This is a genomic window from Streptomyces sp. NPDC029292, from assembly GCF_055569295.1.
Genome location: NZ_JBVHXR010000018.1, coordinates 256,776 through 269,357, shown reverse-complemented (window position 1 = coordinate 269,357; position 12,582 = coordinate 256,776). Strand labels below are relative to the sequence as shown.

Genomic DNA, 12,582 nt, shown 5'->3' with positions numbered 1-12,582 from the left:
CCCCCCCCCCCCCCCCCCCCCCCCCCCCCCCCCCCCCCCCCCCCCCCCCCCCCCCCCCCCCCCCCCCCCCCCCCCCCCCCCCCCCCCCCCCCGCTCCAGGCCCAGGGGCCAGACTCAGTGCCAGCTGTGCGGCGCCCGGAACCCGGGCTCGCGCTCAAGGCGGCGCCAGCCGGCCTTGAGGCGGCCGCGGTGGGCCGGGGCGTCAGCGGGGGCGGCGGCCGCGCGAGCCAGGAGGATGGCCGTGATGGCGGCGACTTCCTCGGGCTCGGCGTGGCCCTTCTCGACGCGGATGTCAGGGGTGTTCATAGGTGTCAGTCTCCGTGAGAGAGGTTTCCGCGGGGCTGCCGCGGAGGATCCGCAGGGTTACTGCGGGGGGTTGCCGTGCTTGCGGGAGGGCAGGTCCGCGTGCTTGGTGTGCAGCATCGCAAGGGACTTGATGAGCACCTCGCGGGTCTCGGCGGGGTCGATGACGTCGTCGACAAGGCCCCGCTCGGCCGCGTAGTACGGGTGCATCAGCTCGGCCTTGTACTCCTTGACCATGCGCACGCGCATCGCCTCGGGATCGGCGGCTTCGGCGATCTGCCGACGGAAGATGACATTGGCGGCACCCTCCGCTCCCATCACGGCGATCTCGTTGGTCGGCCAGGCGAAGGTGAGGTCGGCACCGATGGACTGGCTGTCCATGACGATGTACGCACCCCCATACGCCTTCCTGAGGATGAGCGAGATCCTCGGCACCGTCGCGTTGCAGTACGCGTACAGCAGCTTCGCGCCGTGCCGGATGATCCCGCCGTGCTCCTGGTCAACTCCCGGCAGGAATCCGGGAACGTCCAGGAGGGTGACGATCGGAATATTAAAAGCGTCACACATCTGGACAAAGCGCGCAGCTTTTTCGGAGGCCTCGATGTCCAGCACGCCCGCGAGGGACTGCGGCTGGTTGGCGACGATGCCGACGACCTGGCCGTCGAGACGGGCCAGCGCGCAGATGATGTTGCGGGCCCAGCGCTCGTGGACCTCCAGGTAGTCGCCGTCGTCGACGAGCTCCTCGATCACCTTCGCCATGTCGTACGGGCGGTTGCCGTCCGCGGGGACCAGGTCCAGCAGGATGTCCGAGCGGCGGTCCGCCAGATCCTCGGACGCCACCTGGGGCGGGTTCTCGCGGTTGTTCTGCGGCAGCATCGACAGGAGGTAGCGCACCTCGGCGATGCAGGTCTCCTCGTCGTCGTACGCGAAGTGGCAGACGCCCGACGTCTCGGCGTGCACGTCCGCGCCGCCCAGGCCGTTCTGGGTGATCTCCTCGCCGGTGACCGCCTTCACGACGTCCGGGCCGGTGATGAACATCTGCGAGGTCTCGCGGACCATGAACACGAAGTCCGTCAGAGCGGGGCTGTAGGCCGCACCGCCCGCGCACGGGCCGAGCATCACGCTGATCTGCGGGATGACGCCGGACGCCTTGGTGTTGCGCTGGAAGATGCCGCCGTAACCGGCGAGGGCGGAGACGCCCTCCTGGATGCGGGCGCCCGCACCGTCGTTCAGCGAGACCAGCGGCGCACCGGCCGCGATGGCCATGTCCATGATCTTGTGAATCTTCGTGGCGTGCGCCTCACCCAGCGCGCCGCCGAAGATGCGGAAGTCGTGCGCGTACACGAAGACCGTACGGCCCTCCACCGTGCCCCAGCCGGTGATGACACCGTCGGTGTACGGCTTCTTGGCCTCCAGGCCGAACCCGGTCGCCCGGTGCCGGCGCAGCTGCTCGACCTCCTGGAACGAGCCCGCGTCCAGCAGCAGCTCGATGCGCTCCCGGGCGGTCAGCTTGCCCTTGGCGTGCTGCGCCTCGGTCGCCTTCTCGCTGGGGCCCCGCAGTGCCTCCGCACGGATCGCGTGCAGTTCGGCCACGCGTCCGCGCGCGTCCGTGGGCTCGCCCGCGGAGCTTGCGGAGTTTGTGGAGCTTGCGGATCCAGCCTCGTCCAAAACGGTCATGTAGTGACCTTACGAAGCCCACCAAGGAAAGCGAGCCGTCGACTCCGTACAGTCTCCGGCCCGTTTTCCTGGTACCCCTGAACAGAACCGCGACCACATGCAGGCGATCTGACTGCTCAGGGGGCCTTGGGGTTGTGGAGGTCACACAAAGCAGTCAGCTGAGAGCCACCTCACATTGATGAGTGGCACATGCCATCCTTGGGGTGACACGGACCCTCAGCCGGCGGCCCGTGGCGAGCACCTCGACACTCGGATCCGCGCTCACGACCGCCCGTACGGGACGGTCCCAGACGATCTCCAGCGGCTCCCCGGTGCGCGGCGGCTCGCTCACGCAGAGGGTAGCGGTCCGCCCCCGGCGCCGTACCAGCACGCTCGCGCCCGCCGAGGCAGTCAGCGGGCCCGCCGTACCGGCCTCCCAGAAGTTCGCGGCCGTCAGGCCGAGGGAGCGTACCTGGACGGCCTGGCAGCGGGCGTCGTTGGCGAGGACGCACAGCCAGTCGCGGTCCGCCGCGCGGGCCGCGACGGCGCCGCGCGAGGCGCCGGGCATCAGGACATAGGCGTACGTCGCCCCGGCCGGGTCCGTGCCGTGGTCCAGCCAGAGCGTCTGCCAGCGCCGGGTGCGCCGCTCGGTGGTGCTGGTGGTGTTGATGTCGGACCAGGCGCCGGTGCGGTCCTCGCGGAGGGTGCGCAGCGCCGACGTACCGCCCCGGCCCGGGAAGACCCAGCCGCCGTGGCCTTCGAGGTGGGCCCAGCCACGCTCGACGGTGAGGGCCGGTGTGCCGCCCTCCCCCAGATTGCGGTTGTCGACCACCGTCTCGACGGGCACGCCGTCGGCGGCGGTGATCCCGGCGCCCAGGCAGATGAGTGAATCCTCGACGCAGAACCACGACTTGCGGGCCTCCAGCGTGGAGCCGAGCCCCTTGAGGTGCTGGCCCACGGCCGCGTACGCACCGTCCGTCGTCCCGCCGACCCATCGCACGGCGGGCCTCGCCGCACCCCATTCGCCGCCCTCCTTGTCGGCAAGTCGCTTGGTGGACACGGTCGTTCCGGGCAGCCGGTACCAGTCCACCGTCGGCCAGAACCAGTCCGTGTACTGGTCCGAGCGGTCTCCCCACCACAGGACCATCCCGGCGCCGGTGTGCCAGCCGCGCGGGTTCTCGCCGTTGCCGCACTCATAGGACGCGATCCGTTCGGAGGACAGGGAGAGGCTCGCGGTGAAACCCGGCCCGCGGTGCACGGCGCGGTCCATGGCCGCGAAGAGACGGTGCCCCGCGGGTTCGGGGGCGGGCGCGGTGGCGGAGTCGGCGATGGTGTGCAGCCGGGCGAGGTCGGCGACCCCGAACTGGGGTGCCGTGAGGATCGGGGTCACCGTGTCCCGCTCGATCCACCCCTTGATCCGCCCGTGCCAGCGCTCCCGCTCGGCGGCATCCGCTCCCCCGGCCAGCAGCGCGATCGCGGCGATCAGCCCCTGCCCGTGGAAGTGGTCGCTGCGCAGGACATGCCGGTCGTCGCTCTTCAGGTAACCCCGGCTGATGGCCCGCCCGTTGACGCTGTCCATCACCAGTCCGTCGTGGATGAGGGGCGCGTACGCGTGCTCGACGCTGTCCAGGATGATCTGCCGGTTCGGGTCCGTCACCTCCCAGGCCGACCCGGCGAGCAGCGCGAACAGTCGCCCGAGTCCATCGAGCATGACCTGCCCGTACGTCCCCGAGTACGCGACCCAGGTGTGCTGGACGAACGAGCCGTCCGCGTACAGCCCGTCCCCCGTCGTCGCGTACGGGAAGACGGGCGAGAGGGCGTCCCGGGCGAGCGCGATCTTGTCGGGGGCCCGGCCGAGGATGCCCCTCAGGGCGACGGACCGGCACAGGTCGACACGGTTGGCGCCGGTCGAGGTGCCCGAGTAGTCGCGGAGCATGGTGTCGGGGATGAAGTGGTCGACGGCCGCGCAGGCGGCGGCTCTTCGCGGGTCGGTGAGCCTGTCGTACAGGGCCGCCACGATGTCCATCAGGAGGCGGGGGCTGCCGATCTGCCACTCCCACCAGTTGCCGTAACGGGTGGTGGAGGGGTTGTAGACCGTCGCCGAGAGGTGGTCGAGGCCGCGCAGGACGGTGGCGAGCAGGTCCTCGTCACCCGTCGACCCGGTGCCCTCCTGGACGTACGCCTGCGTCATCGTCCACAGCCTGCTGTAGCTCTGGGTGATGCCGGAGGGCGGGTCGAAGGGGTAGCCCGGCCACAGGGAGTCGGCCGTCGGGGCCATGGTCGCTCCGAAGCCGCGGGCGAGTTCGCCGGTCTCGCTCAGGCGGGAGGCGTAGGGCTCGGCGGTGGGGTCGTAGGCGGTGCCGAGGGCGATGCCGAGCCAGCGCTGCCGGAGGGTCACGTACTCATCGTCCTCGGCGGCGCCTGCGCGGGGTGCGGTGGCGACGGTCGCCGTCAGGGCGGCCGCGAGCAGGAACGTACGACGCGTGGGAGTCATGCTCATGCCGTTTACCACCTCACCCCGCACAGGGGAACCGGGCGTCGAGGCCTAACAGCCGCCGCAGTTGTAGTAGAGGACGTCCCAGTGGTTGCCCTCGTCGGCATAGATGTTGCCGGAGCCGGACTGGTACTGCGGGGCGCCGTCGCCGCGCAGGCCGATGTAGGTGAAGTTGTTCTTGATGTAGCCGGTGACGCAGGTGTTCTTGCCGTAGTCGAGCTTGTAGCCGTTCCAGTGCGAGTAGGTGCCGCTCGCGTGGCCGGTCTCGGTACCGCCGGTGATGTTGAGCGCGCAGCCGCTGGCCCGCTTGAGGGTCTGGGCGCCCTGCGCGGTGGCGAGGTTGAGCTGCTCGAAGGACGTACAGGTGGAGTTGTTCCGGTCGGAGCAACCACCTGACGACGACCAGGTGATGCCGACCGCGCTGAACATCGAGGTCGCCGTGGCGTGACTGATCTTGGTGACGGCGAAGGCGTCGGTGGCGGTGCCGACGACGGCGACACCGGGGGCGACGACGAGGGCGAGGGCGGTCAGTGCGGAGCGGAGCTTCATGGGGACCCTTCCTGCGGACGACCGTGCTTCCAGTGGGGCGGCTGTGCAGGCGGTGCAGGCGGTGCACGGAGATGGTGCCCGAGGTCTACGCGCGTCCGCCAGAGGGCGGGCGAAACCAACTCAAAGTAACGTCATAAACACGCTGCGGATGAAGTTGAAACTTGAATGGAATAGGTCTACGGTGCCTCGTGTTGGCCTCGTTGAACATTCAACATCCTCAACATCCTCACTGCCGCGGCTTCCGGACGAAACCGCGACCCGTCCCCAAGGAGCACGTCATGGGTATCTTCAGCCGCAAGAACGACACTGCCGACACCACGGCCACGCCCGCCGAGGCCGCCGCCGTGAACCCCGACCTGGCCGCACTGACCGGCGACTACACGATCGACCCGGCGCATTCGTCGATCGGCTTCGTCGCCCGGCACGCGATGGTCACGAACGTCAAGGGCGGCTTCCAGGAGTTCGAGGGCGCCCTGCACCTGGACGGCACGGACCCGTCCAAGTCCACGGCCTCGATCGACGTCAAGATGGAGAGCGTCGAGACCGGTTCCGCCGACCGTGACGGCCACCTGAAGAGCTCCGACTTCTTCAAGACGGACGAGTTCCCGAAGATGACCTTCCGCTCCACCAAGGCGGAGGCCCTGGGCGGCGACGACTACCGGATCACCGGCGACCTGTCGATCATGGGCACCACCAAGCCGCTCACCATCGCCCTGGAGTTCAACGGCGCCGCGAAGGACCCGTTCGGCAACGAGCGCGCCGGCTTCGAGGGCAAGGCCGAGATCCTGCGCTCCGAGTGGGGCCTCACCTGGAACGCGGCGCTGGAGACCGGTGGCGTGCTCGTCTCGGACAAGATCAAGCTGGTCTTCGACATCTCGGCGATCAAGAACGCCGGCTGAGTCAGGCAACGGCTGCCGCCGGTACGACATCGGCCGAGCGCCCCGCGTTCGCCGATCCCCTGAACGCGCCCGCCCTCTGATTCCCCCGTATCCAGAGGGCGGGCGCTTCGGCATGTCCGCAGGGAACCGTGGTCGGGTCGGGCGTCGACTTGAACAGGGTGCAAGTACCGCTTGCACTGTGTTCAAGTGCTGGTCTATCGTTCCACTTGAACACAGTGCAAGTGGCTACGAACTGGGGGACCGACATGACCGGCATGGCCCATGACCCGCAGGACACTCAGGACACATATGACTCGCTGTCCGACTTCGTCGAGGCGACGGCCGCAAAGTTCGGGATTCCCGGCGCCGCTGTCGTGTGTGGGTGGACGGCCGGGAAATCCACGCCTGCCACGGCGTCGACGAGCATCGACAACCCGCTGCCCGTCGACGAGGGGACCCTGTTCCAGCTGGGCTCGGTCACGAAGACCTATACCGCGACCGCGCTGATGCGCCTGGTCGCCGACGGCCGGGTCGAGCTGGAGGCGCCGGTACGCCGGTACGTTCCCGAGCTCGACCTCTCGGACGAGCGGGCCGCGGCGGAGATCACCGTGCTGAACCTGCTCAACCACACCGCGGGGCTGGACTGGAACATCCTCGTCGACACCGGCGAGGGGGACGGCGCCCTGGCCGGCCAGGTGGCGAAGCTGGCCGAGCTGGCGCAGATCGCGCCGCCCGGCACCCGGTCCTCCTACAGCCAGGCGGGGTACAACCTGGCCGGGCGCATCGTGGAGAAGGTCACGGGGCTGCCGTACGAGCAGGCCGTCACCTCGCTCGTGTTCGAGCCGCTGGGGCTGTCGAACAGTTTCTACGCACCCGACGACGTGATGACCCGGCGGTTCGTCGTGGGGCACAACCGCGACGAGGGCGGCACCCTGTCCGTCGCCCGCCCCTGGAAGACCTGGCGCGGCAACAACCCCGGCGGCGGCATCGTGTCCTCGGTGACGGACCAGCTTCGCTGGGCCCGGTTCCATCTCGGTGACGGCTGGACGGAGAGCGGCGCCCGCGTGCTGCCCGTCGAGGTGCTGGACCGCATGAAGGAGCCGACGGTCGCGCTGCGCGCCAGCACGCTCGGCGACGCCGTCGGGATCAGCTGGTTCCTGCGCGACGTGGACGGCGTGCGCACCGTCGGGCACGGCGGGTCGGCGAACGGCCAGTTCGCCGAGCTGCTCACCGTGCCCGAACGCAATTTCGCCGTCGTCTCGCTGTCCAACGCGGGCCCGGACGGCATCCCCTTCAACCAGGCCGTCGTCCGTTGGGCGCTCGAGCACTACCTCGGCATGATCGACCGGGAACCAGCTCCTGGCCCTGGCCGCCGGGTACGTCGTCGTCGAGCCCGGCGCCCGCGGCCGTACCCTCAAGAACTCCAGCGGCGAGTACTACGGCACCGCCCCGGCCGCGATCGTCGACCTCAAGGCGGCCGTGCGGTATGTGAAGTTCAACAAGGGCCGCATCCCCGGCAACACCGAGCGGATCGTCTCCGCGGGCACCAGCGCCGGCGGCGCTCTGTCCTCCCTGCTCGGCGCGTCCGGCGACAGCCCGATCTACGACGAGTACCTCAAGGAGCTGGGCGCGGCCGACGCGTCCGACGCGATCTTCGCGACCGGCGCCTGGTGCCCGATCACCGACCTGGAGCACGCCGACGGCGCCTACGAGTGGAACTGGGGCTCCAACGTCACCCAGTCCACCGGCAAGGTCGCCGACCAGACCGTCTCGAAGGACCTGCAGGCGCAGTTCGCCGAGTACCAGGCGTCGCTGAAGCTGCGCGGCCTGAACGGCTTCGGCCCGCTGAATGCCCGCAACCTCGACGACTACATGCTGGAGACCTACATCCAGCCGTCGGCCACCCGCTACCTCGCGGCCCTGTCGGACGCCGACCGCACGACGTACCTGGCCGCCAACACGTTCATCACCTGGGACGGCGAGAAGGCCACCTTCACCTGGGCCGACTTCCTCACCCACGTGGGCGCCCGGAAGAAGACCGCGCCGTCCTTCGACGCCTTCGACCTGTCCGCCGGTGAGAACAACGAGTTCGGTGCGGGCACGACCCTGTCCCGTCACTTCACGGCGTACGGCGCGAAGAACGACTCCACCGGCCTGACCACCAAGCGGGTCGCGAGCGACATCCCCGAGAAGCTCGACCTGATGAACCCGATGTACCACATCGCCAAGAAGAACCCGGGCCGCTCGAAGCACTGGTGGATCCGCCTCGGCACCAAGGACTCGGACACCTCGCTGACGGTCTCCGCGAACCTCGCCGCCTCCGTGGACAACCTGGGCGACGACGTGAACCACCTCTACTACTGGGACGAGGGCCACGGCTCGAACACCGACCCGGGCGACTTCATCAAGTGGATCGCCCAGGTGACGGGCAACACCAAGCGCTCCGCGAAGTAGCACCCATCCCCCCTGAGCGGTGTCCGTCCCTCCCAGTCTCGGACACCGCCATCCGCGACGCCGGGCCCAGGCACGAACCTGGGCCCGGCGTCCCGGCGTTGTCCATCCCCCGTTCCCCTGCCGATGTCCGACGGAACGGGTCAGAAGAGGGCCGAGCAGCCAAGGCGCGCCACAACATCGGCTGGGTCCTATACGCAGTGGGTTTCTCGCTCAACAACATCGCCATGGAGTACGAGATCCGGCAGTTGGGCGCGCCCAGCCTCCCATCGCCCCGGGGAATAACCGGGTGCGGGAGCCAGGCCGCACGATTAGCCTCCGGGCATGACTTGGCTGCCCCCTGATTTCGTTCACCCGCTGCGTGTTGAGCTGCCAGGCGGGTATCACCTGCGCCCGATCACGGGGGCCGACGCCGCGATCGACTACCCGGTCGTGATGGGCTCGCGCGAGCGGCTGTGGTCCATTTTCGGTGAGGCGTGGGGGTGGCCCGCCGAGACCATGACGTATGAGGCGAACAAGAAGGATCTGGAGCGGCACGAGGCCGAGATCGAGGCCCATCAGTCCTTCAATTACGTGTTGTTCAATGACGCGGGCACCGACGAGTTCGGGTGTGTCTACATCGATCCCCCGGAGAAGGTCGGTGCTGACGCCGAGATCTCGTGGTGGGTGGTGGACGGCAAGGTCGGGAGTGATCTGGAGCGGGAGCTGGACGCGCTCGTGCCTCGGTGGATCGGTGAGAACTGGCCTTTCGAGCGGCCGCGGTTCATCGGGCGTGATCTGTCGTGGCGGGAGTGGCTGGCGCTGCCGGATGTCGGTGACAGTGGCGGTGACAGTGGCGGTGGCGGTGTCTGACGCTGGTTGCTGAACGCTGGGCACTCGGCACTCGGCACGCGGCACTGGGCACTGGGCACTGGGCGCCAACTGGGTCTACGCGTCCCGGCATCTGAACAGTGCGCCTCCCACCAGCAGTACCCCCAGCGCGTACGCCGCCAGTACCCCCAGTCCCGGCCACGGGCCGATCGGCAGGCGGGCGAAGTTCTTCGTCGACTGGATGGCCAGGCCCGCCGGCATCGGGGCCCAGCGTTCGATGCGGTCCTTCCAGGTCGGGGAGCCCAGTAGGTCGGCCAGGAGCGGGACGACGTACAGCACTCCCAGGCCTGCCGTTATGGCTCCCGCGCTGTCCCGGAGCAGGATCGCCAGGCCGAGGCCCAGGAAGGCGACGAGGATCAGGCAGAGGATCGAGCCGAGGGCCGCGCGGAGCGTGGATGGGTCGGTGAGGGTGAGGAGCGGGTAGCCCGACGCCGGGGTGAAGCCGTTGCCCGGGAGGATCAGGCGGCCCGCGCCGAGGGAGCCGGCGATCGCCACCGCTCCGGCTGCCGCGGTCGCCAGGGCGAGTACGACGGCCTTCGAGGTGAGCAACGAGACCCGGCGCGGTATGGCCGTGAGCGTGCTGCGGATCGTGCCCGTGCCGTACTCCGCTCCCATCGACAAGGCCCCGAGGACCAGGACCGCCGCCTGGCCGAGCCAGACGCCCGTCAGGCTCAGTTTCACCGTGTCCTCGTGGCACGCGGCCGCCGATACGCAGTCGCGGGTGGTGACCGCGGAGACCGAGGCCGTGCCCACCGCGATCGTCAGGACGACGGTCGCGGTCAGGAGCAGCCAACTGCTGGGCAGCGTACGGAGTTTCGTCCACTCGGCGTGGAGGGCCGACCTCATGCGTCCCTCCTGCGCAGGCGCCATACCGCCAGGGCCAGGGCCAGGGCCACGTACACGCACAGAACCGCGAAGCCGTTCCACGGGGCGAGGGGGTAACAGCCGCTCTCCGGGAGGCAGTTGTGGTCCACCTGGGGGTAGTACTTCGCTCCCTGCTGGACCGCGAACGCCGCCGCTGGGGTCACGCGCAGGAGCCAGTGGGCGACCGGGAGCGGGAGGGCGAAGGCCAGGATCTGCGGGAGGATCACCAGGACCACGACCACCGTGATCGCGCCTGCGCTGTTGCGCAGTATCGCGCCCGCGGCGAGGGCGAGGACCGCCACCAGGGACAGGAGTGCCGCGCTGCCGACCACGGCGCGTAGGGCCGGTGCGTCCAGCAAGGAGAGATCGGGGTAGGCGGGTGGCGCGAAGCCGTGCGGGCGCATGGTGCGTTGAGCCAGCGGGAAGGTGATGGCCGTGGCCACCAGGCTCACCACGAAGGTGACGCCGCCTATCACCAGGGCCTTCGCCGTCAGGACGCGGGCGCGGCGTGGGGTCGCCGTGAACGTCGTACGGATCATGCCGCGCTTGTACTCGGACGTCATGAAGAGGGCGCCGAGGGCCACCATGAAGAGCACGGCCACGAAAACGCCCTGGAAGCTCATCTGGACGATGTCGCTGCCGGTTTCGTTCGGAGCGATGTCGCCCTGGCCCGTGACCGTGTAGACGCCGGAGGCGGAGACCGTGGTGGTGCCCGGGTCGTGGTGGGCCGGGCCGGAGGCTGGGTTGTTGGGGTCGCTGGGGTCGGGGGCGCCCACGTCCGTGCTGGTCCAGGCGGCCCCCTTGGCGCCGCCGGAGGCCGCCTCGCTGCCGCCGCGCAGGGCCACGTGGTCGAAGGTCGCCGTGGCGGACGTGCCGCCCGCCGTCTCCGACGTACCGCCGAACGAGCGGCGCAGGTTGTTGTGCGGCGGGGTGGCGACGAACAGGCCCGCCTGGGTCGTCTTCGTCGGCTCCGGCAGCGTGACGGTGCCCACCTTCGTCCAGCGGGAGCCGTCCGTGGACTCGTACCCGGTGAAGTCCGTGCCCTTGCGGGTCAGCCGCAGCCAGCGCGGGTCCTTCGAGGCGGCGCTGCCCGCCTTGTCGTGCGTGAAGTTCCACTGCATGCGCACGCCGTGGTCCGGGGTGACCATCAGGGCCGCGTACTGGCTGCCGCCCTTCGTGCTCTGCTTGATGATGACGCCGGCCTTCGCCCAGGGCTCCGCGGCGCGGCCGGCGAGTCCCTTCAGGTCGGACACACGGACCGTGACGCTGCCGTCGCCGGTCAATGACTGGTGGACGAAACGGAAGCTGTCGTCCACGCGGGTGCCGTCCGGGGCGAGAGTGATGTGGGCCTGGTCATTGGAGTCGTCGCGGGAACCGCCCGCGGCGAGCTGCGAAATGAGGACCGTGACCGCCGCGGCGACGACGAGCACCAGCACCCAGATCCGTACCGTCCAGAACTTGCTCCACTCCGCGCGCAGCAGTCGGCCGAACCCGTCGTGGGCGGGCTGGAGCCGGGAGCGGTATGGGGTGATGGTCGAGGTCATCGGGTCACCTCGCCGTCGGGCGTGGAGGTGAACTCCGCCGCGTCCCTGGTCAGTTCCATGTACGCCTCTTCCAGTGTCGCCCGGTGTGCGCCGACTTCCGCGAACGGGATGCCGGCCGCGGCGAGCAGCGCCACGATCCGCTCCGCGGGCAGACCGGTGACCGTGAGGGTGTCGGGGCCGGTGACCGCGACCGTGCCGCCCTCGCGGGCGAGCAGCTCCATCGCTTCCGTGCGCGCGCCGGTGCGCAGGGCGACTCGGTCGCCGGACGCGGCGGCGAGCAGGGTGGCGACGGCGGTGTCCGCGATGAGCCGGCCGCGGCCGATGACGACCAGGTGGTGGGCGGTGTCCTCCAGCTCGCTCATCAGGTGGCTGGAGACCAGGACGGCCCGGCCCTCGGCTGCCAGCCGGCGCAGGAAGCCGCGGATCCACTGGATGCCCTCGGGGTCCAGCCCGTTGACCGGTTCGTCGAAGAGGAGAACCGGGGGGTCGCCGAGCAGCGCGGCCGCTATTCCCAGGCGCTGGCGCATGCCGAGCGAGTAGCCGCCCGCGCGACGACGGGCGGCTTGGTCCATGCCCACCTGTTCGAGGACCTCGTCCACGCGCCGCAGGGACAGGCCGTGCGAATGCGCCAGCCAGCGCAGATGGTCGCGGCCGCGGCGGCTCGGGTGCAGCGCGGCGGCGTCGAGCAGGGCGCCGACCTCCAGGAGGGGAGAGCGCAAAGCATGGTAGGGACGGCCACCGATGAGCGCGCGTCCCTCGTCGGGGGCGTCCAGGCCGAGCACGGCCCGCATCGTGGTGGACTTGCCCGCTCCGTTGGGGCCTACGAAACCGGTGACCTGCCCCGGTTCAACCGTGAAGGAGAGCCCGTCGACGGCGACGGTCCTCCCGAACCGCTTGCGCAGCCCCTGCACTTCGATCGTTGCGTCACTCATGCCCAGCGACACTAAGGACCGGCGGGCCTCGACGTCGTCCC

The 12,582-nt window shown here is 69.9% G+C and carries 9 protein-coding genes and 2 pseudogenes; 4 read left to right on the top strand and 7 right to left on the bottom strand.

Annotated features, from left to right (window positions below):
* Nucleotides 1-114: 114 nt before the first annotated feature.
* The 4 genes from ACZ4WS_RS34095 to ACZ4WS_RS34080 all read right to left on the bottom strand — a co-directional run bounded on the left by ACZ4WS_RS34095 (nt 115) and on the right by ACZ4WS_RS34080 (nt 5,002).
* On the bottom strand, nt 115-306 hold the full coding sequence (locus tag ACZ4WS_RS34095) for an acyl-CoA carboxylase subunit epsilon (protein WP_467986608.1): 192 nt from the start codon (nt 304-306) through the stop codon (nt 115-117).
* Between the two features lie 57 nt (nt 307-363).
* Entirely contained in the window at nt 364-1,980 is a 1,617-nt protein-coding gene (locus tag ACZ4WS_RS34090) for an acyl-CoA carboxylase subunit beta (RefSeq protein WP_467986606.1), read from the bottom strand.
* 154 nt (nt 1,981-2,134) lie between these two features.
* Nucleotides 2,135-4,459, bottom strand: a complete 2,325-nt coding sequence (locus tag ACZ4WS_RS34085; RefSeq protein ID WP_467986605.1) for a polysaccharide lyase 8 family protein — start codon at nt 4,457-4,459, stop codon at nt 2,135-2,137.
* Nucleotides 4,460-4,504: 45 nt separating this feature from the next.
* Nucleotides 4,505-5,002, bottom strand: coding sequence for a hypothetical protein (locus tag ACZ4WS_RS34080; RefSeq protein ID WP_467986604.1), 498 nt, complete (start codon nt 5,000-5,002; stop codon nt 4,505-4,507).
* A gap of 278 nt (nt 5,003-5,280) precedes the next feature.
* Between ACZ4WS_RS34080 and ACZ4WS_RS34075 the strand changes: the two genes are divergently transcribed.
* The 4 genes and pseudogenes from ACZ4WS_RS34075 to ACZ4WS_RS34060 all read left to right on the top strand — a co-directional run bounded on the left by ACZ4WS_RS34075 (nt 5,281) and on the right by ACZ4WS_RS34060 (nt 9,183).
* Nucleotides 5,281-5,901, top strand: coding sequence for a YceI family protein (locus ACZ4WS_RS34075; RefSeq protein WP_467986603.1), 621 nt, complete (start codon nt 5,281-5,283; stop codon nt 5,899-5,901).
* 245 nt (nt 5,902-6,146) lie between these two features.
* Nucleotides 6,147-7,100: pseudogene (locus ACZ4WS_RS34070) on the top strand (serine hydrolase domain-containing protein); the annotation flags it as partial.
* 124 nt (nt 7,101-7,224) lie between these two features.
* Nucleotides 7,225-8,334, top strand: a pseudogene (locus tag ACZ4WS_RS34065) (subtype B tannase); the annotation flags it as partial.
* Nucleotides 8,335-8,655: 321 nt separating this feature from the next.
* Complete coding sequence (locus tag ACZ4WS_RS34060) at nt 8,656-9,183, top strand: N-acetyltransferase (RefSeq protein WP_467986602.1); 528 nt, start codon at nt 8,656-8,658, stop codon at nt 9,181-9,183.
* Between the two features lie 75 nt (nt 9,184-9,258).
* Here ACZ4WS_RS34060 and ACZ4WS_RS34055 read toward each other — a convergent pair whose 3' ends face one another.
* From ACZ4WS_RS34055 to ACZ4WS_RS34045, 3 genes are read right to left on the bottom strand one after another with little or no spacing between them, the layout of a single operon-like run.
* Nucleotides 9,259-10,047: an ABC transporter permease gene (locus tag ACZ4WS_RS34055; protein ID WP_467986601.1), complete on the bottom strand. Its 789-nt coding sequence runs from the start codon at nt 10,045-10,047 to the stop codon at nt 9,259-9,261.
* Entirely contained in the window at nt 10,044-11,609 is a 1,566-nt protein-coding gene (locus ACZ4WS_RS34050) for a DUF1349 domain-containing protein (protein ID WP_467986600.1), read from the bottom strand. Before ACZ4WS_RS34050 ends, ACZ4WS_RS34055 begins: the two co-directional genes overlap by 4 nt.
* A complete protein-coding gene (locus ACZ4WS_RS34045; protein ID WP_467986599.1) occupies nt 11,606-12,541 on the bottom strand; it encodes an ABC transporter ATP-binding protein in 936 nt (311 codons plus the stop codon). The genes ACZ4WS_RS34050 and ACZ4WS_RS34045 overlap by 4 nt, the downstream gene beginning before the upstream one ends.
* Nucleotides 12,542-12,582: the final 41 nt, after the last annotated feature.

What these genes read in the sequence shown, in the direction of transcription:
- ACZ4WS_RS34095 (WP_467986608.1), bottom strand. Translation starts at nt 306, where the DNA reads ATGAACACCCCTGACATCCGCGTCGAGAAGGGCCACGCCGAGCCCGAG.
- ACZ4WS_RS34090 (WP_467986606.1), bottom strand. Translation starts at nt 1,980, where the DNA reads ATGACCGTTTTGGACGAGGCTGGATCCGCAAGCTCCACAAACTCCGCA.
- ACZ4WS_RS34085 (WP_467986605.1), bottom strand. Translation starts at nt 4,459, where the DNA reads ATGAGCATGACTCCCACGCGTCGTACGTTCCTGCTCGCGGCCGCCCTG.
- ACZ4WS_RS34080 (WP_467986604.1), bottom strand. Translation starts at nt 5,002, where the DNA reads ATGAAGCTCCGCTCCGCACTGACCGCCCTCGCCCTCGTCGTCGCCCCC.
- ACZ4WS_RS34075 (WP_467986603.1), top strand. Translation starts at nt 5,281, where the DNA reads ATGGGTATCTTCAGCCGCAAGAACGACACTGCCGACACCACGGCCACG.
- ACZ4WS_RS34060 (WP_467986602.1), top strand. Translation starts at nt 8,656, where the DNA reads ATGACTTGGCTGCCCCCTGATTTCGTTCACCCGCTGCGTGTTGAGCTG.
- ACZ4WS_RS34055 (WP_467986601.1), bottom strand. Translation starts at nt 10,047, where the DNA reads ATGAGGTCGGCCCTCCACGCCGAGTGGACGAAACTCCGTACGCTGCCC.
- ACZ4WS_RS34050 (WP_467986600.1), bottom strand. Translation starts at nt 11,609, where the DNA reads ATGACCTCGACCATCACCCCATACCGCTCCCGGCTCCAGCCCGCCCAC.
- ACZ4WS_RS34045 (WP_467986599.1), bottom strand. Translation starts at nt 12,541, where the DNA reads ATGAGTGACGCAACGATCGAAGTGCAGGGGCTGCGCAAGCGGTTCGGG.